Here is a 26,786-nt window from a genome sequence, read left to right on the forward strand (position 1 = left end):
GCTATGTGTTCATATTAGCGCGAATAACCATAATTTGGTTAAAACAAAAAAACAGATACAGTGGAAACTTCCACTGTATCTGTTTTTATTTAATATATAAACCTGCTATTTCCTCTTTATCATTATAAGTTATGATAAAGGTACGTTGTTCTTTACTATATTTTGCTACAAGAACAACAGTATATAAACCATCTTTTTCTTCAATCGACTTTTTTTCAATCTTTTCGAATATACCAGCTTTTTCAATTACATGTAAAGTGATAATAATGTTATTTAATTCTGATTTAAAAATATAAGAGCCTCGCTACAAATCATATTGTAGTAAGGCTCTTTAAAGTTGTTTAATTTCTAACCTTTTAAATGAGTTTGTAGACAAATATAAATAATAAATTTGTTTAAATCTTGTTCAACTAAAGCTCCCATTAGTTGAAGTGTAATTCTTCACAAATTATTGAGATTCTTCTTCTAGAAAATTAAAATCACCATCAATAAGATCCTGTAAATACTCATCAAAGCTGTTTGCAATCACTTCATATTCATCAGGGTCGTGCAAAAAACGAATTATTTGACCACATACACCTTCATCAGAAGGGTTAAAATCAATATAGAGTCTTGATGTTCCACCATTGTTCATACAGTCTGAAAAATGAATATAAGTGCCAGGGAGAAGTCCTTTTGGATTTATCTTAGAATCAACAGTATCCTCGTCATCTTGGTATTCTAAAAGATAAGAGACGTCTTCTTCTTCTTTTGAACTTTCGAGCATCTGCTGTGTAGAAAGCAAATAATATGGATACTCTTCAACATCTGAGCCTAAAATACATACCGCAACTTTGTTTTCTCCATATTTCCGCCAATATGTACCATCAATATTTTCAAGTAAAGAGATTAGTGATTCTGGACAATTTGGATATTCTGACCTTAATGTATCAATATCACCTTTTGTAGCACTGTACGCTTTATTTAGTGCCTCGAGATCATCTGTTGATAATGCTGCTCTCAAGCCGTTTAAAAATTTGTTTACCAAATCCATTATTTCGTCCTCCCAATAATAAAATATAAAATTTTTTTATTAGTCTATATACCTAACATAAATAAGATTATTCACTTTTATCGAAAGCCTCATTTCATCTTTTTGTTCAAGCAAATGTAAGCAGATAATCCCATTGTAATTATTGATAGGGTGAGTTGAGCATATTTTCCCACTTGAAATATGTACGTAAATATCAAAATTAGGTCATTTTCACTCTACTATGATAAAACCTTCTAACTCGAATGCCATTGATGGTTCACTATTTACTTGTGTATGTAAGTTACCTTCTTCGTCTATTACTACAACTGTGTCTATTAACCCATCTGCACTTAATATATCACCTAATTTTAAGTCTTGACCCTTTACCGTTTTGATACCTAGCTCTATATTTGGAATCATGTTCCTACCATCCTATTAGAAATTAGAAATTATAATTTAAAAATGGTAACTTTACACTAGTGTCTACTTCTCCTGTATACAACTCTACAAATACATTTGAAGTTTCATGCGGTATATAGATTGTTGTGACTTTCTCGTCAATATGTACGTAAGCAATTACTTCCATGTATTCATCACAGTCTTTCATAGGTACAAAGGTTAGACAAGGAGATACCCCTAAAGGTACTTCTTTCTTATCTATAAATTCCTTACACATGACAGTCTTCTCTACTTGATATGTAGTTATATGTACATTGTCTACTTCTGTTATTTTTACATTAGTCGGTATCTCTATCCCTAATAGATTACACCAACTGTTTAAGATGGACCTTTTCTCTGTACTTAATATAATGTCACCTTCACCATTTAAAACAAAAAGAGACTCCTTTTGGTCTCTCCCTACTTTTACCTGTTTCATCTCAATCATATTGCATACTCCTTTGTGAAATATTAGTTGAAGTATTGTTTCAGTAACTCACTACCTGTTTTAAGTCTTGTATAATATTGTCCATCTTTCTTCTCGAATTCACCGTTGTTAGCAAATTCTTTCTTTACACTTTCTAAGTTCGATGAATCAATAATACCAAACACATCGCCTATTTCAAAGTTACCTTCTTCATTTATACACTCTTCTAATAAGTAGTATTTGTCTTCTTCTAATGGAACTATCTTACCTTTTGTAATCGAATACAGATGTTTTGTTTCCTCTACCTGTACCGTAATAAAAATCCAACCAACTCTTACAATGGTACATGGCGTTAACCCCTCAAATGTAAGTGCAACTACTTTTGGTCTTTCTTGAATTTCCCCATCCTTGATACCCCTTTAAATAGATTTATTTCTCCTAAAGTCTACTATTTTATAGCGTAACCATAGTCTCTCAAACATCTATCTGCCCTAATTAATACATCTCTAAGAGTTTCCTTTTCTGTATATCCTAGTTCACTAATCTTTTTTTTTGCATATTCTAGTTCACTATCAATCGTATTCCAGTATACTTTACCGTATTTCGTTACAGTTTCTACATGAATATCCTCAACATAAGCTTCGTGTCGTTCCATTACATCTTTACCGTTTTCTCTATATCCTAAATACTTATAGAATGCACCTACCCCTAGTACCACTTACCTTAGTAAAACCTGCTCTTGCACTACCTATATGGAATGGCATGTTCTACCCCTCTTTTATTTTAATATGATATTATAGCGTTCTCTTTGTTGTGAACTCATAAACTGCCCTACAAATTGTAGTTCATGCCATTTAAACTCTTTCATGGCAACATAGATGACAGTTAACTTATTGTCTACCATTCCATAATATACCCATTCTTGCTTTGCCTTTGAAAAATTATGCTTTTCTACACTTTGTAATAAATTGAATTTTTTTTATAGAGCTAACCTGCATGGTTAGTTCTATAAGAATTAAAGAACTTTATTATTTTTTAAAGGATTTTATTATTTTTTAAACAACTTTATTATCGCTTAACATTACAGGCGTAAGATCTTTCATTTTCCCCTCTGATAATGCGGTTTTCATCTTGCTATCAAATTTTTCATGCATTTCTTGATACTTAGCTTCATTTTGTAATTACTAAATCCGCTCTCTCCCTCGGCAATTCCACTTCCAAATAATACTCCTCAGCCTTCCAATACCTACTTTGAAACTTTGGAAGGTTCTTCTGCGTTTCCGGACTTTCACGTAGAAACCTTGTCTCTCTTGAACAATCCAAATACACCATATAATGAAAGAAATCTCTCCATTCTTTTCGTTGAAGAAAAACTCCTTCTACAATTATTACACCTACTAAAGGAAGCTGTATTTCTTTCATTTCACATGAGTCTGTTTCATCATGATAGTATGGCAACTCTAATTGCATGTCACTTTGTAACTTTTGAAATAAGTTTTGCTGCAAGCAATCGATATCCCATTGAAGGTTATAGTACTCATACCATTCTGCAAATCCAGTATTATATCGCTTGTTACGCTCGGTTATGTGATCATCAATATGAAAAATATGAAACGGGATTCCATTTCGTTTCATATTTTCTTCTAATTTTTTAACCAACGTTGTTTTACCCGAACGACTTAGTCCGTCTATACCTAATATAAATCGCTCATCTTTATGGTCCTTAATAACCTTCATTATCTCATTTGTGCTCATTACTTTTGCCAATCTTCTTTTAATAATGAATAAACGACCGTGTCATGAGCAACATCATTTTGAATCATATATTTTCGAAGTAATCCTTCTTCTTGAAATCCGGATTTTTTTAATAAATTACGGGAAGCTTCATTTTCTATATATACGACAGCTGCAATTCTTATAAAATGCAACGTTTCAAATCCGTAAGCTAGCATTGCTTGCAGTGCTTCGGTTGCGTATCCTTGTCCCCAATATGTATCATCTAGCTCATAACCAATTTCAGCTCGTTTATGATGCTTGTTAATTAAATGAAACCCACACGTACCAATTAATTGATCCGTGCCTTTCTTCTCTATTCCCCAGCGAAATACGCTTCCCTCTTCATTACGCTTTCTAAACGTTTGAATAGTCGTTTTCGCTTGCTCAATATTTTCGAAAGAGTCCATTCCGAAATAACGAATAACGGATTCTTTTGAAAAATAATGGAACATCGCTTCTGCATCTAATAGTGTAAGTTCTCTTAATAGTAAACGTTCTGTTTCTAATTTTGGAAACCCCATCCTCTTTTTCTCCTTCTATTCTAATGAACTACAAATTTCAATATAATTACCGTCTGGATCGGCAATGTAAGCAATTGTTTGTCCCCACGGTTTTACGATTGGCTCAACTAGAACTTCCACCCCTTGTTCTTTTAATTTCTCAATCGTTTCCTTTACATCCTCTACAACAAACCCTAACTCAAAATGGGAAGATTGTAGTACACCTTCTGTAAGAGGTAGTCCCGTTAACTCCTTAACATCCTCTCGTGTATTCATCGCTAAAATTGTTGCTCCTGTTTCAAATTCAATATATGTACCGTGCTCTGCTCTTATTGGCAATCTTAAAATTTCTTTATAAAACTGAAGACATTGCTCAAACTTTTCTACATATAAAATAATGTATTTCATTTTTAAGTTCATAATTATTCCCCCTTAACCTTCACCTCTAAAAATTCGACAAATGTTTTTAAAAACCTTGTACCTTATTGAGATGAGCACAAAAAAATGAGGCCGATTTCTCGGCCCCCCAGCTTATTGGCATAAAACAGGAGATTTGGTTTGGACATAACCAGTTCTTACATTTATTATATTTTATTTTTTCTGAATTTTAAATATAATAAACACCTATTTATATTGAGAAAGTTTTTTTACTTGCATAAAATCATACCGCTTAAGAAATGCTACAAATGGAGGTGTATACATATGGAACCAATGCTATGTCCAAGCTGTAAAACGAACCGAACGCGCTTTAATATTCTTGAGCAACAAGTAAAACCAGTAAAATTAAATCCGCAAACTGGTCAAGTAGAAGAAGAATACACAAATGAAACGATGAACGCTTTTCATATGGCTTATCAAGGACCTACTTACCGCGTCCAATGTGCTGTATGTGGGCTTGTTGAAAACCCAGAACAATTTATAAAACCTGCGCAAAATCAGTCTTTCTCATAAAATCATTACTATCCCTTATAGAAATAGATTTTTCTTTAAGGGATTTTTCCTTTTAATGCGGTAGTACAAAACGTATTTCTTCCTTATTATATTTTAAACTCCATACTCTTCTGGTAATCTTTACATAAGAGAGGTGAAACAAATGGTATTTAATAAAAGATTAATGATTCCATCCACATGTCTACTATTATTTTGCCACGTGATCATACTCTACTTTTGGATCTTCGACTGGAAGAAAATAACGACTTCCTATGGACTATTTATATGGATAGGATCAACTATTTGTGGCTGTTTACTTTATTATCATTTTAAAAATCAAAAATCTAATAGAAAAATATTAATCGGTAGTTCATTATTATTAATAGTTTCTTCATCATTTATGATTTTTTTAGGTGTTGTTACAGGTGTTAGCTTTATTGTCGTTAGCTCTATGCCTTAATTACATAGTTTTTATTATATAAAAAAGAATGAACAAAAAGAATTTTTTACATAACAAAAGAAGATGATTCCCATAAATCTAATACGAAATCATCTTCTTAAAAATTTCACGATTTGTTACAATATTTCCTTTTTTAACTTTTTAATTTTCCAAAATAAATTAATAAATATATATAAATATATACAAACAAAAAATCCTATCATACCTTTATATAATCCAGATTCTGATACTCCAAAAAAACATAAGTACAGCGCTGGAATTAACATTGCAAACATAATTGCAATGAACTGTAACAACTCAGTAAGTTTTTGTATCCTCGTTTCCTTGTCTGAATATATATCAGGCAATTCATTTACCTCTTCTACTTCCTTACAAAAATAATTCCATCCTGTAAAACTCGTTACGCGTTTCCAACCAGACATTTCGTATATTTCGAAATACTCTTTTTGTTTTTCTTTTGAATCTTTATAATCCAATCTAAAATCTGCTTTATATATTACATCTTTTGGCTCAGTTTTCTTAAACGTATACATTATATTATATTTTTGTAATGCCCAACCTTTTTGATGCATTTTTCTTAAAAAGGCTTCCTCTTTTTCTAAACTCCATCCCGCGTAAAATTTAAATACCCTTTTTGTCTCCATCTTCCATTCACTCCCCTAATATACTGTTTCCATTCCTTACAGATCTCTGCAGTCTGTTATACTCTAGCTCTAACACTTCTCTACCAAATGGTGTTAACTCGTAGCACTTCTTCCTATCGGTAGAGGCAACTTCAACAATCAATTTTTCTTTTAATAACTTCGTCGTATTCCCGTATAAAGTACCAGGACCGAGCTTTACTTCCCCATTTGTCATCTCTTCTACCATTTGCATAATTCCATAACCATGCATTGGCTTTACAAGTGACAACAATATGTAATATGTCGCCTCAGTTAATGGAATGTATTTTTGCGCTTTCGCATTCATTATAACTACCTCCGATACATCGCTTCATGATATATCGACTCACGATACATCGTATACCGATATTGTATAATCATATTCCAAAATATGCAAGTGGAATTTTAAAATTAAGTATCCATTTCTTCAGATTAAAAAATCATATCAATTTTCTGAATAATTTGTTAAAATATAGAAATATCCGCTTTTATTTTGAAAGGAATGATACATATGATAACTAAATTGAAAGAAAACATAGGATCTGTTTTTGTCGGTAAGGAAAATGTAATTGATTTACTCCTCGTTTCATTACTTGCTGATGGACATGTACTGCTTGAAGACGTTCCTGGCACCGGGAAAACATTACTAGCAAAAACAATTTCTAAAAGCATTGGTGGTAATTTTTCTCGCGTTCAATTTACCCCTGATGTACTTCCGAGTGATGTAACAGGTATTGAATATTTCAATCCAAAAACTAGTGAATTCGAATTAAGACTTGGACCAGTTATGACAAATATACTACTTGCAGATGAAATTAACCGCGCGATGCCGAGAACACAATCTAGTTTGTTAGAAGCGATGGAAGAACGACAAGTAACGCTTGAAAAGCAGTCTACTCCTCTTCCGAAACCATTCTTTGTTATTGCGACGCAAAACCCGATTGAATCACAAGGAACTTTCCCTCTTCCAGATGCACAACTTGATCGCTTTTTAATGACGATTTCAATTGGTTATCCGTCTCCTGAAGATGAATTAAAAATGATGCGCCGTTTTCGTAACAATGCACCGTTAGAAAGCGTCACATCTGTCATTTCTTTAGAAGACATTTTAGAAGCACAGAAACAAGTGAAAGAAATTTTCGTATCAGAACCGTTAGAACATTACATTATTAAGCTTGCTCACGCTACAAGAAATCATGATTACATTGCTAACGGTGTAAGCCCGCGTGCTACATTAGCTTTAGTACGTGCGGTTCAAGCACTAGCCTTTTTACGCGGCAGAGAATATTGCACACCTGAAGATATACAATTTTTAGTTCCTTCCGTTTGGAATCACCGTATCGTCTTATCGATGGAAGGTGCCTTACGCACGACAAAAAATGAAATCACGCAAAGGATTTTAAAAGAAGTTGACGTACCTGTGGAGATTGAACAAGCATGAATGGACAGCGCGTTGTAACTGTACCTTTATTTTTCCAACTCCATATTATTCAATTAACTGTGCCAGGCGCTATACTATTTACGTTTTTTCTGCCGCAACGAATTATTATGTTTCTCTTTTTCTTCTACTATTTATTTGCGATTTTCATTTATAAATATGTCGCTTACATAGAGAAAAGATTTCAAGTTATAAATGAAAAACAAACAACTCGGCTTTTCCCTGATGAATCTGGACAGTTTTTTATTCATTTAAAAAATGGTGCAAATATACCACTCGTTAACGGCGTTTGTTATTTTCATTTAAATTCATCTCTTATACCGCATAAAGATCAAGGGATTGAACAAATATCGAAAACGTTATTTTCTTTCCCATTTTCACAACCTGCTCATTCAGCACAAAAATGGGATTTAACATTAACCGCAACGAAGCGTGGTGTGTTTCAAATTGAACAGTTCGAATGTGTTTTAAAAGATCCTTTTCATTTATTAACTGTACATTTACCTGTTTTTGATAAGTTAAAGACTGAAATTATTGTGTACCCTTCTCCTAAAGAGGTAGCCGGTTTACAAGAACTTCAGCAACTATTAACAGGTTCGTATCGAACGAATTTCTCTTTTTACAATGATGAAACATCCATTATCGGTGTTAAACGATATGAACGTGAATCTTTCCGCTCTATTCATTGGAAAGCATCTGCTAAAATGCAGGCGTTACAAGCGAAGCAATATGAACCTGTAAAAAATTATAGTTGGACGATTTGTCTTTCTTTAGCTGCTGATCGTGGGTTTGGTTGGAAAGAAAATGTAGAAGACCTTATTTCATTTACAACGTACATTTGTCAATATGCAGCGAAGCATCAAATTCCGTTTGAGTTATTTATTAGTGTTTTAGCAGAAGGTGGCCCTTTGCTTTTACCATTAAACGAAGGACAAACACATTACGCCAAAGCGTTAGAAGAATTAGCACGTATTTCAGATGATAGTACGCTACTTCCGAAACAAGGATTTCTTCACTATGTAACGAGAAAAAGGGAACGCTCATCTACAATGATATACATTGGTTTGCAGAAAAAGGAGCTCCCTCTTCTATCTCAGCCTACGTTCCTCATTAATAATGAAGGGATGGTGGAAAAGCTTGAAAACTTGGCTCTATCACGTTAATGACTTTATTCTGCTCCTCCTTCTTTCATTATTAACGGAAAGAGATGAACTCATTGGTATTGCTATATTTTTAGTGACCGGTTATGTAGGAGTATTTTTTCTTCATAAATTTATGAAGAAAAAAACAACAGGTTTTGTACTACTGTTAGTTATTCAAATAATCGGTTGTTCTTTATTTCTACCTTTCTCTATTTTAGGCACAATATTATTACCACTGTTTTTCTTTATCGTACACTCTGTTGGACCGGGATATCCAGTACAAAAATCGTTAGGCGGTATTGTATGGTTTGTCGTTTCAGCTATATTTTATGCCCCCTTTCCGCCATTGTGGAAATTGTTACTATTAACTTTACACATTATGATTACATTTTGGTTAACAGGTTCCAATCGTAATCAACAACTATTACGTTTCACTTCTATTATTACGATTGGAATAATTAGCGCTTTACTTATTCCGATATTTCCTTATATTCGGCTTCTTTTTTCTTATATCATACAAGTAGTTGCCTTAGGATTTGGTTATGCTTTAAATCCATTGTTCTCGGCAGCTGCATTAAAAGATACAGACGACTTTTGGTCGAATAAAGGAAATTTAAAAGATCCTCAAATTAAAGAAGAATTGGGGCAGCGTCCTTTTGATCCAACTCTCATAAATAGCATTACAATAATAGCCTGTACAGCCATCGTTATTTACGTCGTTTGGAAAATAGTAAAAAAACGAAAACATTTAAGTTTACCAAATATGCCTGTCTTTGAATCTACAATCATTACTGATAAAGAAGGCATTAGCCAAAAACGCTTCAAACGAAATAAGCCACCACATAACGAAATTCGAAAAGAAATTTTCAAACTCGAGAGTAAGCTATCTCCTCCTTTAAACCGAGAACGAGGAGAAACTGTTGAAGCTTGGCTAGAGAGAATTAATGATGAAGAAGAGGTAAATATTCAGAGTCATATTATTATAGACGCGTATAATGCAGTGCGTTATTCAAATGGTGAAAACACTGTACTTCTGCATGAATTTAAGGAAGAGGTTTATAAGCTTTATGCGTATCAGAAGAGTTTGAAGAAGAAGAGAAAATGATGTATACAAAAAGACTCCTATTAAACTAGGAGTCTTTTTGTGTAAAAGTCCACGTTGCTTTTCACAAATTATGCTTTTTTTCCTGCTTCAATTTCTAAAGATTCTTCATGCCACCAAAGTGTTTCTTCAGGGTCCTCTTTAGCGATTTGATGTGCTTCTTTTTTCGATTCTACAGTAGGGTAAGAACCTTTTAGTGCACGTCCTGAGGTTGTGACAAACAGTACACTAAACACAATTAATCCAATTACACTTACACCTGTTAAATAAAATGCTGGTGCGAGCGGGTTACCAGTAGCATGAACTAAGTATGAACATACAAGCGGTGTTGTTCCACCGAATATAGATACAGAAATATTAAAGGAGATAGAAAGCGCACGATAACGTACGTCGGTGAAAAAGAGTGCTGGTAATAACGAAGGCAATGTTCCTTCATATACACTAAGGAAGAAACCTAAAATGAAAATACCCGCAAACATGGCTACAATATGTCCGTTACCAATTAATAAAAATGCTGGAATTGAACATAATGCTAAACCAAGTAAGCCAATTTGTACTACGCGTTTATTACCTACTTTATCACTTAATTTACCGAAATAAAGTGCCAGTGGAATCATAAGTGCCATCGTAATTGAAATAATTAATAAGCCCGTTGTTTCTTTGACTTTTAGTACTTGTGTTAAATAAGAAGGAATATACGAAAGGATCATATAGTTTGTAATGTTAAAGAAGGCAACAATTACTGTGCTTAATAAGAAGTCTTTTTTGTGATATTTTAATATATCCATAAATGAAAATTGTTCGTTGTCTTCAGATTCCTCTTGTGCTTTTTCCATCTCTTGAAAGATTGGAGATTCATCTAAATGACGTCGTAAATATAAACCGACCAAACCAATTGGTGCAGCAATTAAGAAAGGAATACGCCATCCCCAGCTGAGCATTTGCTCATCTGTTAATAATAACGTTAAAATGGTAACAATTACCGAGGCAGCAATGTAACCTGAGAGTGTTCCAATTTCAAGACCACTACCGAGTATACCACGCTTTTTATCTGGAGAAGATTCTGCGATATAAACCATTGCTCCTGAATATTCGCCGCCTGTAGAGAAGCCTTGAATCATTCGAGCAATTAAAAGTAGTATTGGTGCCCATACACCAATTTGTTCATAGGTTGGTAGTAATGCGATGAATAATGTAGAAAGTGCCATTAAAATAATAGTTGTACTTAAAACAATCTTTCGGCCGTATTTATCTCCTATTCTACCAAAGAAAATACCTCCGATTGGTCGAACGAGAAAGGCCGCCGCAAATGTACCAAATGTTAGTACAAGTTGCAAACCACTATTATCCACACCTGAGAAGAATAATTGACTTAATATTACCGCTAAATACGCGTATAATCCAAAGTCAAACCACTCCATTGCATTCCCAATGCCAGTAGCAATAACTGCTTTTTTCGCTTGTTTAGAATTGACAATATTAACGTCTTGAGGTTCAAAATTTAAATCATTATTTTGTTGCATATAGTAAAACAGCCCCTTATTTAATTTAACTTCTTTAAGCACACCTTCTCTTACTAGAATAAATTCAATACGAAGCACTTAAGGAAAAGCAACGTCTCCTTATCTGTTATTATTGTTTCACATAATTAATTATTTGTCCAACGAGATGCTTCCTAGATTAAGTAATTTACTATTTTAAAAAGCTGAAGAAGGCGCTATATGAGTACCTTTTTCAGCTTTTTATTTTTATACGTAAATTTATTTTTTTACCACTATTTTCTTCCTATTTGCATTAAAAATAAGGTGATTTTTCATAAAAGGTTTTTAAACACTTGCAATAGCGGATAAGCTATGAATACAGGAGATAAATTCATAAATAAATGCATCAATTTCTTCTTTAGTAATTATATATGGAGGAAGTAAACGGATGATGTTCCCTTGTGTAACATCAACTAACATCCCTTTCTCCATTAGCTCTACCTGTAATTTCTTCACATTTTCATTCGTATCATTCAAACTAATTCCAAACATCATACCAGCATGGCGTACTTCCTGAATATAATAAGAATTTTCTTTCTGAATTTCTTGCAATTTATCATTTAGATAGTATGACGTTTCATACGCTTCTTGCATTAAACCATCGTCAATCAATGTATTTAAAACCGTTAACCCTAAAGCCGTTCCCATTGAAGAATGAGCAAACGTTGTGCCGTGATCTCCTGGTGCAAATACATCACATAACTTTTCACCTACAATAATTCCGCCAAGCGGTATCCCGCCTCCTGCTCCCTTACCAATTTGAATAATATCCGGTGTAATATTGAAATTTTGATAAGCAAATAGTTTACCAGTTCTCCCCATACCACTTTGAACTTCATCAACGATAAGAATGACATTATATTTATCACATAAGTTTTGAACACCATGTAAATATTCACCCGATAAAGGGTATATCCCCCCGCTACCTAATACAGGCTCTAGCATAATCGCAATTGGATTTTCTTTAACAATTGTTTCTTCTAATTGCTCTATATTCTCGCGCTCTACTTCATATACTGGAATCGATGTTTTAGGGAAATTTTGATATACACTTTCTTGTCTCGTAAAATGAAGTGCCCCTAACGTACGCCCGTGGAAGCTATTCTTCAGCACTACGATTCCTTCACGTTCCTCATGCGTATTCGCTCTATATTTATCAATTAATTTCAACGTTGTTTCTGTCGCTTCCGTACCAGAGTTTGTAAAAAAGACTTTTCCATTTTTTAAAGAGCAATCAACTAATTTCTTTGCATACTCAATCGCAACTGGGTTTAAAAAATGAAATGGGAGATGCAGAGATTTCGTAACTTGTTCCATTGTCGTTTGCACGATTTTCGGGTGATTATACCCTAATACGTTCACTCCGACACCAGAAAATAAATCTACATACTCTTTACCATCCACATCATAAAGCTTGCACCCTTCTCCTCTTTCTATTGCAACCTTCGTACGACAATACGTAGGCATCATATATTCTTTATCTAATTGAAACCAATCCGACATTTTAAATTCCTCCTAGTTATTTTCCCTGTTTATTTATGTTCATTCTCTATAAAGTCATGTATAAATTCATTTTTAAGATTGTAATTTTAATAGTAATTTTCTTCCCGATATTCATTTTTCCATAATTTCTTCTATTTCAACAGGTCCACTACATACACGTTTTTTTCATCTAGCGGTCTATTACTATTTTGAACTTTGCGTGTCATACATAATCAAGGCTATAAAATCATATTTAGTAACAATGGAAAAAAAGATTTGGAGGCTATATCGATGGATGAAAACTATGATAAACAGGGACAATCTTTACTAGGAAAAGGCTTTAATGAAAATGGAGAACGTAATGAACAAGCTAAACTTCACTCTCAAACAGTTGGTTCACGTGGACCTATTTTAAAGCAAGATAATGTACTGCACGAGGCGTTACAAGAATTTATTCACGAAAAAATTTTAGAAAGACCTGTTCATGCAAAAGGATTTGGTGCATTCGGTTATTTTCAAACGATATATCCGATGTCTGAACATACAAAACTAAGCTTTTTACAAAATTCAAATGAGAAAATTCCTGTTATGGTTCGATTTTCATTAGCTGTTAGTACGAAAGGAACACCTGATACTTCTAGAAATGTACGTGGTTTTGCTACAAAATTTTATACAAATGAAGGCATTTTCGATCTTTTATGTAATCACATTCCTGTTTTTTCAGTTCGTGATCCAATGCGTTTCCCTGAAACAATTCAAGCGTTGTTACCTTCACCTAAAAATAACTTAATAGACCCTAATAGCTTTTGGAGCTTTGTCGCTAGAGCACCCGAATCCATTCACTTTGTTGTCCGTTTATACTCTAATGCCGGTACGGTAAAAAGCCTTCGCCACATCCCAGGACATAGTGTAAATACATATGTTTGGAGAAATGCTCACGGTAATCGAAAGTATGTAAAGTATCATTGGTACCCATTTGAAGGTGTACAATTCATTACTAGTGAGGAAGCGAATAAACTGGCCGCCGAAAATCCTGATTATAGCGGGAAAGATTTATACGATGCAATTGAGGCTGGTAAAGCAGTGGAATATGGTTTATATGTCCAGCTCATGGATCCTAAAGATGAAACACACCTTTCTTATGACCCTTTAGATGATACAAAAGTATGGGATGAAAAGGAGTATCCTCTTATACCAGTAGGCAAAATGGTATTAAATAAAAATCCTGAAAACTATAAAGAACAAGTAGAAAAGGTCGCTTTCTCCCCTTCTAATTTACTAGACGGTGCAGAACTATCAGATGATAAAATGCTGCAAGGGCGTGCTAACATTTATAGCGATTCTCAAAGAAGAAGAATTGGACCTGAATTTCGTAAAATAACGATCAACCAACAGCAAAATTGGGCACCTGCTAATCAAGCAACTAGCGGTGACGGAAGATACGTTGAAGGAAAACTTGAAAGAGCTTCTATAACTAAGAAAGACGACTTTGGGCAGCCTGGTGAATTTTATGCGAAGTTACAACCGATAGAAAAAGAACATCTTGCCGAAAACTTAGCTAGTGATTTGAAAGTTATCTCCGATGATATTAGAAAGATAGTTTTGGGGTATTTCCATGAAGTGTCAGCTGATTTGGCAAAGAGGATTGAGAGTGCGATGCAAAGGCTTTAAGAATAAAAAAAACGTCATTTTCAATGATGAAAATGACGTTTTTTATGGCGAACTTACTAGTGATTTCTATCGACCAATTTACATTTATTTACGAAAACTTTCCCATTCAAGATTTTCGTTACATCATTTTATATTATGGTATTCATTTCTCTTTTTCAGATAATCTTTTTCACATTGTAATGGTCTGTATTCCACGATTTTCCCTTGCTTCTTTTTCGTTTCGGTAACAATCCATTCCCCTTTTTCAAGGTTTAAGCGTTTCATTACATTAGTATCGTCTATTTCTTTATAAAGTAAAAATGCTTCTTGCGCCTTCACAAATAATCTAGGCTCTCCCCTATATCCACCACTATCATAAACTTTAGTTAGCGAATTATAATAAGAATCATTTTCCCTTCCACCATACATCAAATGCGCAGCCTCTAGGTCTCTTTTACTGACTTCCATAAAACTATTTTCATCAATATTTAAATTAAACGTTGATTTTATGTCATTCATTATGTTTTTCACATACTTTTCATCACGTATTTTACTTTCTTCCAGACAATCCGAAGACAAGCTTGGTGCATTTGACTGAGAATGTACCACATGCTGTATAGATACGCACAAAATAAATACACTTAAAACATACAATAGTTTTTTCATATTTAAGTATCACCTCAAATGATTTAGATACTATATTATTTGTTTTTGAGGTAATTCTATTCTTATGCTGTAAATAATAAATCCCCTATAAAATTGATTTTTATAGGGGATTTATATTTAACATTTAATCGGCGTAGCAAGTACCTTACCACTTTTCACATCATATAATCCTATAGGTGTTACCCGTATAAAAGGCAAGTGCGTCGCAGAAAAGAATAAAATCGTAAATGCTGGATCATTATAAGTGTATCCTCGCTCTTGTAGTAATTCCACCATTTTTTTCTCTTTCTGTATTAATTCACTCATTTTCAAATTAGACATAATCCCGAGCAATGGTAATGCAATTTCGTGTAACACTTCATTTCTTTCCGCTATTACCATTCCCCCGCCAAGCTCTTTTACTCTATGAAAAGCTGTAAGCATATCTTCTTTCCTTTTTCCAATAAGAATGATGTCACCTGTACCGGAATAAGAGCTAGCAAGACCTCCTAATCCATTCGCAAAACCTTTCACAACTGTATTCACTCGCCAAGTGCCATCACGAGCAATCATCATAAGGAAACATTCATCATGCTCAATAGAAAGTTCTTCACCGTTTAAGTCGATTTCAGTTACATATGGTTTTGAAATAACATCATTTAATAATTTTATACCTGTTGTTTCAGAAAAAATCATATCTTCTTTCTTTAAAGACCAGTCTAATAATAATGGAGTTACTTTGAATTTACTCCAATCTATAAGTAAGGATTCATTTTTATTTACTCCATCACGCTTCACCCATTTCCCCTTTGCAATTACACTTATTGGAATCGGATTTTCTTTACTTTCCAAAATATTAATATTTGCAATTCTTCCTGTCGCGATCGCGCCGTGTAAATGCTCCATATTATAATAACGAGCAATGTTATAGCTTGCCATATTATAGGCATCAATTACTGGTATCCCTTGCTTTATCGCGATTTCTATCATCCTATTCGTCATTCCGTTTTCATAAAATGACGGATGTGAACCATCTGTTGTGAACATGAATCTATCAAATTGCTTGACACCTAATTCCAGCAATTCTTTCAGTAAAACTTCTAAATCTGGACGGATAGAAGAGTTTCTAAGAGTAACGGTGTAACCTTGCATAAGACGTGTTAATGCTTCCTGCCCCGTCATCGCTTCATGATCGCAATCAGTACCTAGTAACTTTAACTTCGCTAACGTTGATTCAGACGCACCGGGAAAATGACCTTCTACTTTTTTCTTTAAGCGCTTTGTTTCCTGTACCCAATTTAACATCTCATCATCGCCATTTAATAGTTTTGGCCATGCTGTTAACTCGCCGCCTTGAAGAACATCTTCATGCTTCAGCCACTCCATTATTTCTTCACTATTAAATAAAGATTCCCCATTTTGTAGTTCAGTCTGTCCATCAAAACGACACCACCAATACATACTTGCCGGAATCTTTTCAAATTCATCTAATAAACGAAATGCTTCTTCACGTTGTAACGTGAAAAATAAAGTTAAATTATCATTAATAAAAGTTGTTGTCCCAAATTGCATCGCATAATTTGCTAAAGTTTCTGGATTATATAATTGATATGGATGTGCATGCGGTTCTATGTAACTAGGAACTACATACTTTCCATCGCAATCAATAACTTCACAATCCGTTAATTGCTCTGGAAATTTCTCCCCTACGTATACAATTCGGTCATTATATACCCAAATATTTGCTACTGTCCAATCACGCAAGTATGAATTTAAATACGTTGCATTCTTTAATAAAATATGTGGGCTTCTCTTACCATCTACTACTTCGACATGTTCTCGTAATTGTTTGTTACTCCATTTAAAGTGATTTTGTTCCAATGTATTTCACTCCACATCAATTTACTTTTATTTATTAAAACAAAAATAATTAACTAACTAAAGTATTATCCATTCATAACTCCCCTGTATATCCCCTATACCCTTTATTATATGGAATAATTAAAAAAATAACAATTTTCAAAATTAATAATATATCTCTTTGATCCAAAATAAAAAAGATATCATGCAACTGACATCTTTTTTATACTAGACTATAAGATTGAATTATACTTGTATCCGTATTTATGTTCTACATATACTTGATTGCTGCCATACCATGAATGCTAATACTGTCCTTTAAAGCAGTATCTCATTCGCTTTCTTTTCATCTATTTCTTAAATTCAATTTGCATCATTTTATTAAACTGCGTATTAATATCAATCGCACCTAAAGAGTTAATACTAATAGCCAATGTATGTTTGCCTCCAATTGCTCCCCCAGCAAAAGTGGTAAATCCAGGAATCCCTCCTGTATGCCCCCAAACTGAAACACCGTTTGGAAGCTTAGTCTCATAGATTCCAAGACCATATCCATGGCCAAGTTCTTTAATCCCTGTAGGAACTGTAGTAAGCATTTCTTTTAGCTGCTTTTCCTTCAGTAACTTACCTCCAAGTAAAGATGAAAAGAATTTGTTTAAATCGTCCGCATTAGAAATCATATCTCCAGCTGAATTAGCTATACTTGGATTATAATACGTCATGTCTTTCAATTCACTTGTTTCTTCTATTTTCATATAACCACGAGCATGATCCTTTCCTGGAATAACGGGTGAATTCCCTGGTAAAAACGTATTTGACAGATCCAAAGGTTCAATAATTCGCTTTTCAATTTCTTCCGCATAACTATTTCCAGTTATTTTTTCAATAAGCATTCCCAATATTACGTATCCTGTGTTTGAATACAGCCATCCCTTACCTGGTGAAAAATCTGGAGGTAGAGAAAGTCCTATTTTCACTATTTCTTCTGCTGTATACGTTTTTCTCGAATTCATTATGTCAGCGTCTTTTGACTTTAAATATTCAGCTATACCACTCGTATGATTCAAAAGTTGACGTATCGTAATTTGATTGCCATCATACCCATTACCTTGAATGAGACCCGGTAGCCACTTTTCAATTGGATCGTCAAGTTGCACGCGATTTTCTCCTACTAATTGAAGAACAGTCGTAGCGGTAAAAGTCTTCGTCACACTCCCAATCCGAAAACGATAATCCGATTTCATTGTTTTCTTTGTATTTAAATCCGCGACGCCAGCAGTATAACTACTAATCTTTCCATTGTTAGACGTCTTCGCTAATATTCCTGGGGTTCCAAGCTGTACTGTTTCCTGCATTACTTGTTTCCAACCATTCCGATTCTTTTGATCATGTGATTGTGACGGACTAGATAAATTTTGAACAGACTCTGCTTTCACAGTAAAACCTGGTGTGAATAGAGTAGTACCCGCTAATAAAATTGCTAAACTTGCTAACTTAATTGAATTACATTTTTTCATAAGGCTCCCTCTTCTCTATTAATATCGGATTAATTCAAGTTATACTTTAATCCTATATGATAAAACTCTCTTTTTTCTTATCCATTCCTTACGAAATACTTACGTTCAAATTTTGATACGATAAACTGAGAAAGAGCTATGCATGAAAATAAAAAGGGCATATAAAATAAGGACAGCCACTTAACTGCCCTTATTTTCATTTCACCTCGTCTTTATTATTTTTAAGATGATTCATTAATTGTGTTCGTTTCAAAGGTACATATATGTTTGTTCCAGTAACATATCTTTTTCCCAATCGAATTATCTTATAAATTTAAGGAGTTCATATTAAGATTAACAATAAAAAAGAACGTGTTTTCAATTTATCAAAACACGTTCTCTTACATACTTAAAACCCTATATCAACTTTTTATTTCATTCACTTTTACCATCCTGCACTAGCGTTCATGCCATTTCCAATAATAGTAAGAAATAGTGGCCACAATACTGGTCCTAACGTAAGAAGTAAATTTAGAAGTATAAGTAATCTATATACCCTGGGGAAATTTTGATCTTTACGATTTACAAATACTAAACTAACTAATAATATTATGGTCGTTAAAAATAAAAGTAGAGTTAGCAACCAATACCAAACCATTAAACTGAGACTCCATGGTGTTAATAGCTCGTGTATTATACCAAATATGATTCCTAATACTCCAAAACTAAAGGTAGTAACTGTTGATTTTATAAGCACTATATTTAATGTTTTTTCGTATGTATTTTTACAATATAAATCTATTAAAGTGTATAAAGATAAATATGCCATTAATACACCTACCCAAGACAATAACCAGTCTCCGCCTCCTCTAAATAACATGAACAGCAACCAGCACATCCCTACTGCAGAAAAAGCAAAGGAAATAAGTATGCTTTTCAATACCGGTTTCATTATATTTTCACACCCTTAAAAATAAATTATAACTTTTTACTAAACTCATGTAATTTTTTATTAACATGCTACCCATTAATCGTTTAGCTCTAACGTATCCTTTTTTCATTCTATATTAATAAAACAAAGATATACTCATGAACAATTAAAGAAGCAATACTCTACAAAGAGTTCCATATAGCTTGTATATTCTTTTTCCATTGGTAGAGATATTAAAAAATTAAGTATACATTAACATGCAATTAAATATAAGTAAATAAAAAAGATGACCTCAGCATACGCCAAAGTCATCTTCTATAACCATATTATTTTACTAGTTCACCGCTATAAACCTTTATATCAAGCGGAGCAGTTAAAAACTGTGATGCTTTACTAACGAAAGATGTGAAGTGTTCACTCGTATTATGATTCGCAACTGCTGCTTCATCTTTCCAGACTTCTACCATCGTATAAACACTTTCTTTTTCAGTATCTTTATATAAATCGTAAGATACATTTCCACTTTCTTCTCTTGAACCATGAAGTAATGGCTGAATTTCTTCTAAAAACGATTGTTGTTTTGCTGGATCTACTTGAAATATTGCGTGAATAATAATCATGGTGTTTCCCCTCTCATATCTCACTTATTTCTGTTTTTTTATAAAATTACTTCCACTCAGCAACTTTTTCAATTGGAAGACGTACTGATGGATAACCACTGTCAGCAGCTTTTCCGATTGAAATTAACATAACTGGTACGTGACGCTCTTTATCTAATCCGAAAGCTTCTGCGATTTGGTCTTTTTCAAATCCACCAATTGGGCAAGTATCATAGCCGTGAGCACGTGCTGCTAACATAAATTGCATCGCTACAAGACCACCGTCAATTAGTACAGTATCTTTCATTACTTCTGGTGTAACCATTGAGAAGTAACCTGAAAGTTTTTTCATTTGATCTTCTTTTACTTCAGCTGGCATAAGTCCGCGCTCTACTGCTGTACCGTAAATTTCTTCTGCGTTATCAAAGTTTTTTAAGTCACCAAATACAGCAATCATCGCTGAAGATGTTTCTACTTGAGATTGATTGAATTTTGCAAGTGGAGCCAGTGTTGCTTTTGCTTCGTCACTTTCAATAACTAAGAATCTCCATGGTTGCATGTTTACTGAAGATGGTGCAAGTGTTGCTTCTGTAAGAATTTCAGTCATTTCTTCTTTGCTAATTTTCACTGAAGGATCGTACTTACGGATTGAACGGCGTCCTGTTAAAATTTCGTTAAAATCATTTGTTTTTACTGAGTTAGTCATAGTTGTATTCTCCCTTTTTAAAGTTCTTTTATATTTTCTTGAATGCGGTCTAACATCGTTAAAAGATTGTCGCGTTCTTCTTCACTTAATCCTTTAAATGCTGAAGTAGCGAAACGCTCTTTTTCCTCTTGATACACTTGAATTTTATTTCGCCCCTCTTCCGTAAGAGACACTAACGTAATTCTGTTATCATCTGGATTTTTACGTCTTGTAATCATTCCATTTGCTTCCAGCTGTTTTAAATGCCTCGTAATCGCTGCATTATCAATATTCACTTCTTGCTGAAGTGCTTTTTGACTAATTTCATCTACTTCATATAACTGAAGTATAAGCTCTAGTCTAGATTGACTCATACCCGTACACCCTTCAAACTTCGAACTTACTTCTTTATTGAGGAAGTGCAATTTATATAAAATTATTGCTTCTTTTGAGCATGAACTTGTCAAATTACCCCTCCTTTACATCCAAATTAAAAATGTTTGATGTATCAATAGTTGATATGTCAATTAATATAATCTATATCGATTTAGAATGCAAGCATTTTGTTTTCATTTTTATTTTTTCCAAATTAAGGCGCTTTGTCGCGTTACAAAAAATGTAAATTACATTATAATAGTAATAATTCAAATGACTGGAGAGTGATTGTAATGCGGCAATACACAAATAGAAATGAGGATATGAAAATGGAAAATGAAATGAGGATATTTATATATGACAACAATAAATATAGGGATTGTCGCGCACGTAGACGCTGGCAAGACGAGTTTGACTGAGCGTATTCTTTTTGAAACGAATGTGATTCAAGAAGTTGGCCGAGTTGATAGTGGCAATACGCAAACCGATTCAATGGAACTAGAAAGACAACGCGGAATTACGATTAAAGCATCTGTCGTTTCTTTCTTTATTGATGATTTAAAAGTAAATGTTATTGATACACCTGGACATGCTGATTTTATCGCTGAAGTGGAGCGATCATTCCGCGTTTTAGACGGTGCAATTTTAGTTATCTCTGCCGTTGAAGGTGTGCAAGCACAAACGAAGATTTTAATGCAGACATTACAGAAATTAAACATACCTACAATATTATTTGTTAATAAAATAGACCGTAGTGGCGCAAATACTGAAAAAGTTGTGAAACAAATAAAAGAGCTTCTTTCAAATGAAGCATGCCCCTTCTACTTTGTAGAAAACGAAGGTACAAAGGACGCTCGGATTATTGAATATAAATCCTATGACGGTTGTATGGAACTGTTAGCACCATTTAACGAATCATTGCTTGAGTCATATGTAAATAACGAAATAATACCGGATGCACTATTAAGAAAAGAACTCGAAAAGCAAATACTGCAAGCAAATGTGTTTCCTATCTTTTTTGGTTCAGCAATGACAGGTATAGGAGTAACTGAATTACTTAAAAATATTTCAGCCTTAATTCCAGCTACTAAATCGGCACAAAATGAAACATTATCCGGTGTTGTTTTTAAAATTGAACGTGAATCTTCTGGCGAAAAGATTGCTTACGTAAGACTATTTTCTGGTTGTTTACACGTTAGAAAATATGTTGATATACAGCGTGGAGAGTCTCTACCACATAAGGAAAAGATTAAAAAAATGTGCATGTTTTATAATGGAACTGCAGTTCAGGCTTCGACCGTTCAAAGCGGAGAATTTTGTAAAGTGTGGGGACTGAGTGATATTAAAATTGGGGATATTATCGGTGAACAGACGGATTATATAAAAGATATTCACTTTGCCGAACCACAAATGGAAGCTGCTATTGAAGCAGTACCAAAAGAACGAATTCATGATCTATACGCTGCACTTATGGATCTATGTGAAGAAGATCCGCTCATTAAAGTGTGGAAAGATGATATTCATAATGAACTATATATTCGCCTTTTCGGGGAAGTACAAAAAGAAGTAATTGAAACAACACTTTTTGAGAAATATAATTTGCAGGTTACTTTCTCAAATACGCGGGTTGTATGTATTGAGAAACCAATTGGCATTGGGAATTCTGCTGAATTAATGGGAGAAAAAACGAATCCATTTTACGCGACAATCGGCTTCAAAGTTGAACGTGGTGAACTGAATTCTGGCATAACATATAAGTTAGGTGTTGAGCTTGGATCATTGCCTTTAGCATTTCATAAAGCGATTGAAGATACTGTATTTCAATCGTTAAAACAAGGTTTGTACGGATGGGAAGTTACGGACATTATCGTCACGTTAACACATACTGGTTATGCAAGCCCTGTTACAACAGCAAGTGACTTTAGAAATTTAACACCACTCGTTTTAATGGATGCTTTAAAGCACGCTGAAACATGTGCATTTGAACCAGTAAACGAGTTCGAATTAACTGTACCGGAGCACGCAATTAGTACCGCAATGTATAAGCTTGCTGCTATTCCAGCAACTTTTGCAGAGCCTACGTTGCATAATGATTCTTACCATTTAACAGGATCATTACCTGTTGCAAAAATAGAGGATTTTAAACGAATGCTCCATTCATTTACTGAAGGAGAAGGTATCTTTATAACAAAGCCAACTGGTTTCACAAAGCTGACGGCTCCCTTCCCTACTCGAAAACGTGTTGACTTTAATCCGCTAAATCGGAAAGATTATTTGCTTCATGTTTTGAAGGCTTATTAAATAAAAAAGAGGTGCAAATTGCACCTCTTTTTGCATGTATTGAAACTTAAATTAGTTTATCCTTACAACTTCTTTAAGTTGTTCTATTACTTTCGCTATAGCTTCAATTGAATTTTCCGTTTCAAATTCCCCAATATTTACAGAATGATTTGCGTTCTTCACAACCTCGATTTTTAAATTCGATTGATCTAATTGCTCAATTTGACCTGCATTGTATTGATGATCTTTATCCCCAATTACTAAAATCCCTTCGTGACGACTATGTAAGATAGAATCAAAAATCGAATCAAAAGTTAGTAAAGGTGTAAGTAGTATCATTTTTGACTGTGCAAATTCTTCTCTCTTCATTAAATCATTTGCAATCGGGATTGTTCCGAGTGATTTTCCTAAAAACATTGCATTGTTGTATTGCCCATTTTTTAATACTTCATTCATTATAGGATTAATATCATCCATCATTACTTTTGTTACTTCTTCCATTGGTTTTTCCATTAATTGCCCATCGTAGGAATAATGAATATGTACTACATCTATTTTATTTTCAAGCATTAGCATCGTTGCATAATACAATAACGGCTTATCATAATTGTATCCTGAACCTGAAAACATAAAGCAAACCGTACTGGAACCTTTTTCGATATGTGTATAATGAATTACTTTGTCATTTATATGTACCTCTTTTTTAGTCCCCTTCATCCTTTTCGCCCTCCGAACACGATTACTTTTGTAAAACGATATGTTCTGTATGAATTGATACATCCTTTACTTTCTCTTTTATAAACGCTGGCTGTAAGTTATATGCATGTAACTCTTCTACCGGCACCCACTTAAATAAATATTTTCTACCTTCTTCTTCAAGAATATATTGATCCGCCCCATTTGCAGGTAATTCATGCAATTCTACTTCATAATAAAAACTAATCTCATGAAACTTTCGCTCAGAAAGTGTAAAGAAGTTTTCTACTGACCATATTAATCTCTTCACTTCAATAGGTACGCCTAGTTCTTCTGCAAGCTCTCGTTTTAACGCATCTTCACTATTTTCTAGCATTTTCACTCTTCCGCCTGGTACGTACCAATACTCTTCACCTTCATCTTGAAGGATAAGTATTTTACTACCTTGTTTACAAATTGCTCCGACTCGGTAATTAAAACATGTTTTCTCTACTTTAAATGTAAGATCCACAACAAACCCCTCCAATGTATCATTACAAAACTATTATTTATTTGCTGTACAAATAAGATTACTAAATTTTTCTATTTCATTCAATGGTTTTCGAACTTTCCGAAAACTACACTTACCTTTTCGTCATTACAGGTATTTATACATATGTTACAATCACAATGCATACTAGAAAAGCAATATGGGGGTACGAATGGAAACGTTATTAATCCAGCAAACTGAGAAATCAAATAAGTTTTGGAAAATCGTTGTGAAAGATAGAGACTACGTTGTGTTTTACGGAAAAATTGGCACAGCTGGTAGTGTGAAAGCGAAAGAATTTGAAACAGAAGAAGAATGCATAAAAGAAGCTAACAAACTAATCGCTTCCAAACGAAAAAAAGGATATACCGACCCTATTCTAGGGGAAGATTACATAAAAGAAAAAACGATAACAGAAGAAGAATTTTGGGAGATAATCGCTCGTGCAAAATCGAAAGGCGAAGACCAAGAAGAACAAATAGAATGGCTCACTTCTCATATCGCCAAACGTACAGTACATGAAATTGTAGCTTTTGACACACATATGCACCATATTTTAAAAGCATCCTATACGTTTCACTTATGGGCGGCTGCTTATATAATTATGGGCGGTTGTTCGGATGATAGTTTTGATTACTTCCGCGGGTGGTTATTATATCAAGGAAAAGAAACATACGAAGCGTGTATTGAAGATCCAGAACGGTTAATTCCTGTATTAGAAAATTTGAGCGAGTATGATGTTCCAGAAATAGAAGAACTTACGCTATATTTCGGACAAGAAGTATATTTGGAGAAGACTGGGGATGAAGATGATACATACTTTACACTATACCATGTCTTATCAAATGAAGAATTTGAGGAAGTTGATATCGAGTTAGACTGGGATGAAGATGACGAAGAAGGTTTGAAAAAGATGTTTCCTAAGCTATGGGAAATGTACGGGGAAGATCCGATTGAGTGGTAGACTAATATTAGGACTCTGTTTAACCAATAGACAGAGTCCTTTTTTCATAGGATTCTTATTTAACCTCTCTTTATTTCATACCACTTATCTAACAGCACCTTTTCTCTTTCAATTGAAATACCTGCCTTTAATTCCCTATCTTTCGTTTCTCTCATCCACTCATACACGTCTGAAACAGTATCTTCTAACCTTCTAAAAGTAAGACCCTCTTTAACTGCGCTCTCTATATTAATAGAGAATCCACCTTTCCACGGATCTGTTTCACCTTCTAATGCAAAAGTTTCGGGAAGCCACAATGGCATTTCCGTCCATGGCTGTACTTTATTCTCATGCATAAACGATTCATCAACCCAAACGAATGCAGCATCGCTATTTGTAACCTTTTTACACGTATTTAATAGCTCTTCCATCGTCAATTCATCTTTCGGACCCGTTACATTAAATGTACCTACTTTATTGTTTTCTGCCATGTTTAGTCCAAAGCTTGCGACATCTTTTATATCAACGAACTGTACTGGGCGGTCTTTCCTACCAGGAACTAACATATTACTGCCCTTTGCTACGCGCTGAATCCAGTATGGAAGCCGATCTGTATAATCAAACATTCCTGAAAGAAGTCCTGCTCTTACATGTAAAACACGCCCCGGCCAATAATTCTCTGCTTCTTTTTCACATAATACTTTAAGCGCACCGTAATACTCATAAGGGGATACTTCACCATTCTCCACAGCCTTTATTTGATCACTTGATGGTTCGGGTTGTAATATATAATCTTCTTTTATGTGATACGGAATCCAATCTTTATATACGGAAAGGCTTGAGATGAATGTATAGTGCTTTATATTATCTTTAAGTACTTCTCCTACATTCCTAATGTGATGAGGAGAAAATCCACATGTATCTATGACCAAATCCCATTTTCGATTTTCTAAACTTGAAACATCATCATTTCTATCACCAATTAACTGCTCTATTTCAGGAAAAATCTCATTATTTGTTCCGCGATTAAATAATGTAACTTCATGCCCTCTATTCAAAGCCTCTTCTACGAAAGCCCTTCCTAAAAAACGTGTACCGCCCAGTATTAGAATCTTCATTCTTTTTCCCCCATTCAATCAAGCGCATGATTAAAAACCTTTTCTTTTGTTTAACGATTTTCCCTTGTA

The 26,786-nt window shown here is 34.0% G+C and carries 29 protein-coding genes and 3 pseudogenes; 8 read left to right on the top strand and 24 right to left on the bottom strand.

Annotated elements, in window-relative coordinates:
* Positions 1–85: 85 nt before the first annotated feature.
* The 10 genes and pseudogenes from MR066_RS02500 to MR066_RS02540 form a co-directional block, all read right to left on the bottom strand.
* Positions 86–250: pseudogene (locus MR066_RS02500) on the bottom strand (DUF3887 domain-containing protein); the annotation flags it as partial.
* 198 nt (positions 251–448) lie between these two features.
* Positions 449–1,033 carry an SMI1/KNR4 family protein gene (locus MR066_RS02505; RefSeq protein WP_242245831.1) on the bottom strand — a complete coding sequence of 195 codons (585 nt, stop codon included), beginning with the start codon at positions 1,031–1,033 and terminating at the stop codon, positions 449–451.
* Positions 1,034–1,243: 210 nt separating this feature from the next.
* Positions 1,244–1,432 (bottom strand): hypothetical protein, encoded by a 189-nt coding sequence (locus MR066_RS02510; RefSeq protein ID WP_016101154.1) that lies wholly within the window; start codon positions 1,430–1,432, stop codon positions 1,244–1,246.
* A 22-nt stretch (positions 1,433–1,454) separates the two neighbouring features.
* Positions 1,455–1,898 (bottom strand): hypothetical protein, encoded by a 444-nt coding sequence (locus MR066_RS02515; protein ID WP_002032882.1) that lies wholly within the window; start codon positions 1,896–1,898, stop codon positions 1,455–1,457.
* 23 nt (positions 1,899–1,921) lie between these two features.
* Positions 1,922–2,283 (bottom strand): annotated as a pseudogene (locus MR066_RS27275) (hypothetical protein).
* Positions 2,284–2,325: 42 nt separating this feature from the next.
* Complete coding sequence (locus MR066_RS02525) at positions 2,326–2,595, bottom strand: hypothetical protein (RefSeq protein WP_242245832.1); 270 nt, start codon at positions 2,593–2,595, stop codon at positions 2,326–2,328.
* A gap of 361 nt (positions 2,596–2,956) precedes the next feature.
* A pseudogene (locus tag MR066_RS27470) lies at positions 2,957–3,058 on the bottom strand (DUF3887 domain-containing protein); the annotation flags it as partial.
* Positions 3,048–3,632: a kinase gene (locus tag MR066_RS02530; RefSeq protein WP_016101152.1), complete on the bottom strand. Its 585-nt coding sequence runs from the start codon at positions 3,630–3,632 to the stop codon at positions 3,048–3,050. The pseudogene MR066_RS27470 and the gene MR066_RS02530, both read right to left, overlap by 11 nt.
* Positions 3,632–4,174, bottom strand: a complete 543-nt coding sequence (locus MR066_RS02535; RefSeq protein WP_002032891.1) for a GNAT family N-acetyltransferase — start codon at positions 4,172–4,174, stop codon at positions 3,632–3,634. Before MR066_RS02535 ends, MR066_RS02530 begins: the two co-directional genes overlap by 1 nt.
* A 15-nt stretch (positions 4,175–4,189) precedes the next feature.
* A complete protein-coding gene (locus MR066_RS02540; protein WP_242245833.1) occupies positions 4,190–4,573 on the bottom strand; it encodes a VOC family protein in 384 nt (127 codons plus the stop codon).
* A gap of 282 nt (positions 4,574–4,855) precedes the next feature.
* Between MR066_RS02540 and MR066_RS02545 the strand changes: the two genes are divergently transcribed.
* Both MR066_RS02545 and MR066_RS02550 read left to right on the top strand, forming a co-directional pair.
* Positions 4,856–5,104, top strand: coding sequence for a hypothetical protein (locus MR066_RS02545; protein WP_000433610.1), 249 nt, complete (start codon positions 4,856–4,858; stop codon positions 5,102–5,104).
* Positions 5,105–5,246: 142 nt separating this feature from the next.
* Positions 5,247–5,543 carry a hypothetical protein gene (locus MR066_RS02550; RefSeq protein WP_242246091.1) on the top strand — a complete coding sequence of 99 codons (297 nt, stop codon included), beginning with the start codon at positions 5,247–5,249 and terminating at the stop codon, positions 5,541–5,543.
* A gap of 116 nt (positions 5,544–5,659) precedes the next feature.
* Here the strand turns inward: MR066_RS02550 and MR066_RS02555 are convergent, their stop codons facing one another.
* Positions 5,660–6,187 (bottom strand): DUF2812 domain-containing protein, encoded by a 528-nt coding sequence (locus MR066_RS02555; RefSeq protein ID WP_098635649.1) that lies wholly within the window; start codon positions 6,185–6,187, stop codon positions 5,660–5,662.
* 7 nt (positions 6,188–6,194) lie between these two features.
* Positions 6,195–6,512, bottom strand: a complete 318-nt coding sequence (locus MR066_RS02560) for a PadR family transcriptional regulator (RefSeq protein WP_000991891.1) — start codon at positions 6,510–6,512, stop codon at positions 6,195–6,197.
* Between the two features lie 204 nt (positions 6,513–6,716).
* On the opposite strand from MR066_RS02560, the gene MR066_RS02565 reads away from it, so the two are divergent.
* From MR066_RS02565 to MR066_RS02575, 3 genes are read left to right on the top strand one after another with little or no spacing between them, the layout of a single operon-like run.
* Complete coding sequence (locus tag MR066_RS02565) at positions 6,717–7,646, top strand: AAA family ATPase (RefSeq protein WP_003190194.1); 930 nt, start codon at positions 6,717–6,719, stop codon at positions 7,644–7,646.
* On the top strand, positions 7,643–8,806 hold the full coding sequence (locus tag MR066_RS02570; RefSeq protein WP_242245835.1) for a DUF58 domain-containing protein: 1,164 nt from the start codon (positions 7,643–7,645) through the stop codon (positions 8,804–8,806). The genes MR066_RS02565 and MR066_RS02570 overlap by 4 nt, the downstream gene beginning before the upstream one ends.
* Positions 8,781–9,890 (top strand): DUF4018 domain-containing protein, encoded by a 1,110-nt coding sequence (locus MR066_RS02575; protein WP_242245853.1) that lies wholly within the window; start codon positions 8,781–8,783, stop codon positions 9,888–9,890. Before MR066_RS02570 ends, MR066_RS02575 begins: the two co-directional genes overlap by 26 nt.
* A 68-nt stretch (positions 9,891–9,958) precedes the next feature.
* Here the strand turns inward: MR066_RS02575 and MR066_RS02580 are convergent, their stop codons facing one another.
* Both MR066_RS02580 and MR066_RS02585 read right to left on the bottom strand, forming a co-directional pair.
* Entirely contained in the window at positions 9,959–11,410 is a 1,452-nt protein-coding gene (locus MR066_RS02580) for an MFS transporter (protein WP_012261183.1), read from the bottom strand.
* A gap of 303 nt (positions 11,411–11,713) precedes the next feature.
* Entirely contained in the window at positions 11,714–12,931 is a 1,218-nt protein-coding gene (locus MR066_RS02585; protein WP_242245856.1) for an aspartate aminotransferase family protein, read from the bottom strand.
* Positions 12,932–13,201: 270 nt separating this feature from the next.
* Here MR066_RS02585 and MR066_RS02590 point away from each other — a divergent pair, with 270 nt between their 5' ends.
* Positions 13,202–14,581 (top strand): catalase, encoded by a 1,380-nt coding sequence (locus tag MR066_RS02590; RefSeq protein ID WP_242245863.1) that lies wholly within the window; start codon positions 13,202–13,204, stop codon positions 14,579–14,581.
* A gap of 123 nt (positions 14,582–14,704) precedes the next feature.
* Here MR066_RS02590 and MR066_RS02595 read toward each other — a convergent pair whose 3' ends face one another.
* From MR066_RS02595 to MR066_RS02625, 7 genes are all read right to left on the bottom strand, one after another.
* Complete coding sequence (locus MR066_RS02595; protein WP_242245864.1) at positions 14,705–15,226, bottom strand: hypothetical protein; 522 nt, start codon at positions 15,224–15,226, stop codon at positions 14,705–14,707.
* 117 nt (positions 15,227–15,343) lie between these two features.
* Positions 15,344–17,086 (bottom strand): adenine deaminase C-terminal domain-containing protein, encoded by a 1,743-nt coding sequence (locus tag MR066_RS02600; protein ID WP_242245866.1) that lies wholly within the window; start codon positions 17,084–17,086, stop codon positions 15,344–15,346.
* Positions 17,087–17,415: 329 nt separating this feature from the next.
* On the bottom strand, positions 17,416–18,582 hold the full coding sequence (locus tag MR066_RS02605; RefSeq protein WP_242245867.1) for a serine hydrolase domain-containing protein: 1,167 nt from the start codon (positions 18,580–18,582) through the stop codon (positions 17,416–17,418).
* Between the two features lie 424 nt (positions 18,583–19,006).
* Positions 19,007–19,513 carry a DUF3902 family protein gene (locus MR066_RS02610; RefSeq protein ID WP_242245868.1) on the bottom strand — a complete coding sequence of 169 codons (507 nt, stop codon included), beginning with the start codon at positions 19,511–19,513 and terminating at the stop codon, positions 19,007–19,009.
* 305 nt (positions 19,514–19,818) lie between these two features.
* Positions 19,819–20,112, bottom strand: coding sequence for a putative quinol monooxygenase (locus MR066_RS02615; protein ID WP_242245869.1), 294 nt, complete (start codon positions 20,110–20,112; stop codon positions 19,819–19,821).
* A gap of 46 nt (positions 20,113–20,158) precedes the next feature.
* A complete protein-coding gene (locus MR066_RS02620; protein WP_242245870.1) occupies positions 20,159–20,797 on the bottom strand; it encodes a nitroreductase family protein in 639 nt (212 codons plus the stop codon).
* 17 nt (positions 20,798–20,814) lie between these two features.
* Positions 20,815–21,243 (bottom strand): MarR family winged helix-turn-helix transcriptional regulator, encoded by a 429-nt coding sequence (locus MR066_RS02625; protein ID WP_000204168.1) that lies wholly within the window; start codon positions 21,241–21,243, stop codon positions 20,815–20,817.
* A gap of 265 nt (positions 21,244–21,508) precedes the next feature.
* On the opposite strand from MR066_RS02625, the gene MR066_RS02630 reads away from it, so the two are divergent.
* A complete protein-coding gene (locus MR066_RS02630) occupies positions 21,509–23,452 on the top strand; it encodes an elongation factor G (protein WP_242245872.1) in 1,944 nt (647 codons plus the stop codon).
* A 51-nt stretch (positions 23,453–23,503) separates the two neighbouring features.
* Here MR066_RS02630 and MR066_RS02635 read toward each other — a convergent pair whose 3' ends face one another.
* Together MR066_RS02635 and MR066_RS02640 are read right to left on the bottom strand one after the other, a co-directional pair.
* Positions 23,504–24,148 (bottom strand): alpha/beta hydrolase, encoded by a 645-nt coding sequence (locus MR066_RS02635; RefSeq protein ID WP_242245878.1) that lies wholly within the window; start codon positions 24,146–24,148, stop codon positions 23,504–23,506.
* A gap of 22 nt (positions 24,149–24,170) precedes the next feature.
* Positions 24,171–24,638, bottom strand: a complete 468-nt coding sequence (locus tag MR066_RS02640) for an NUDIX hydrolase (protein ID WP_242245879.1) — start codon at positions 24,636–24,638, stop codon at positions 24,171–24,173.
* Positions 24,639–24,828: 190 nt separating this feature from the next.
* Here MR066_RS02640 and MR066_RS02645 point away from each other — a divergent pair, with 190 nt between their 5' ends.
* The gene (locus MR066_RS02645; protein WP_242245880.1) at positions 24,829–25,620 is read left to right on the top strand and encodes a DUF4240 domain-containing protein; all 792 of its coding nucleotides are present in this window, start codon (positions 24,829–24,831) and stop codon (positions 25,618–25,620) included.
* A 59-nt stretch (positions 25,621–25,679) separates the two neighbouring features.
* Here MR066_RS02645 and MR066_RS02650 read toward each other — a convergent pair whose 3' ends face one another.
* Positions 25,680–26,717, bottom strand: a complete 1,038-nt coding sequence (locus MR066_RS02650; RefSeq protein ID WP_242245881.1) for an SDR family oxidoreductase — start codon at positions 26,715–26,717, stop codon at positions 25,680–25,682.
* Between the last annotated feature and the right edge of the window lie 69 nt (positions 26,718–26,786).

Source organism: Bacillus cereus group sp. BfR-BA-01523 (genome assembly GCF_022662615.1).
Lineage (GTDB): Bacteria > Bacillota > Bacilli > Bacillales > Bacillaceae_G > Bacillus_A > Bacillus_A mycoides.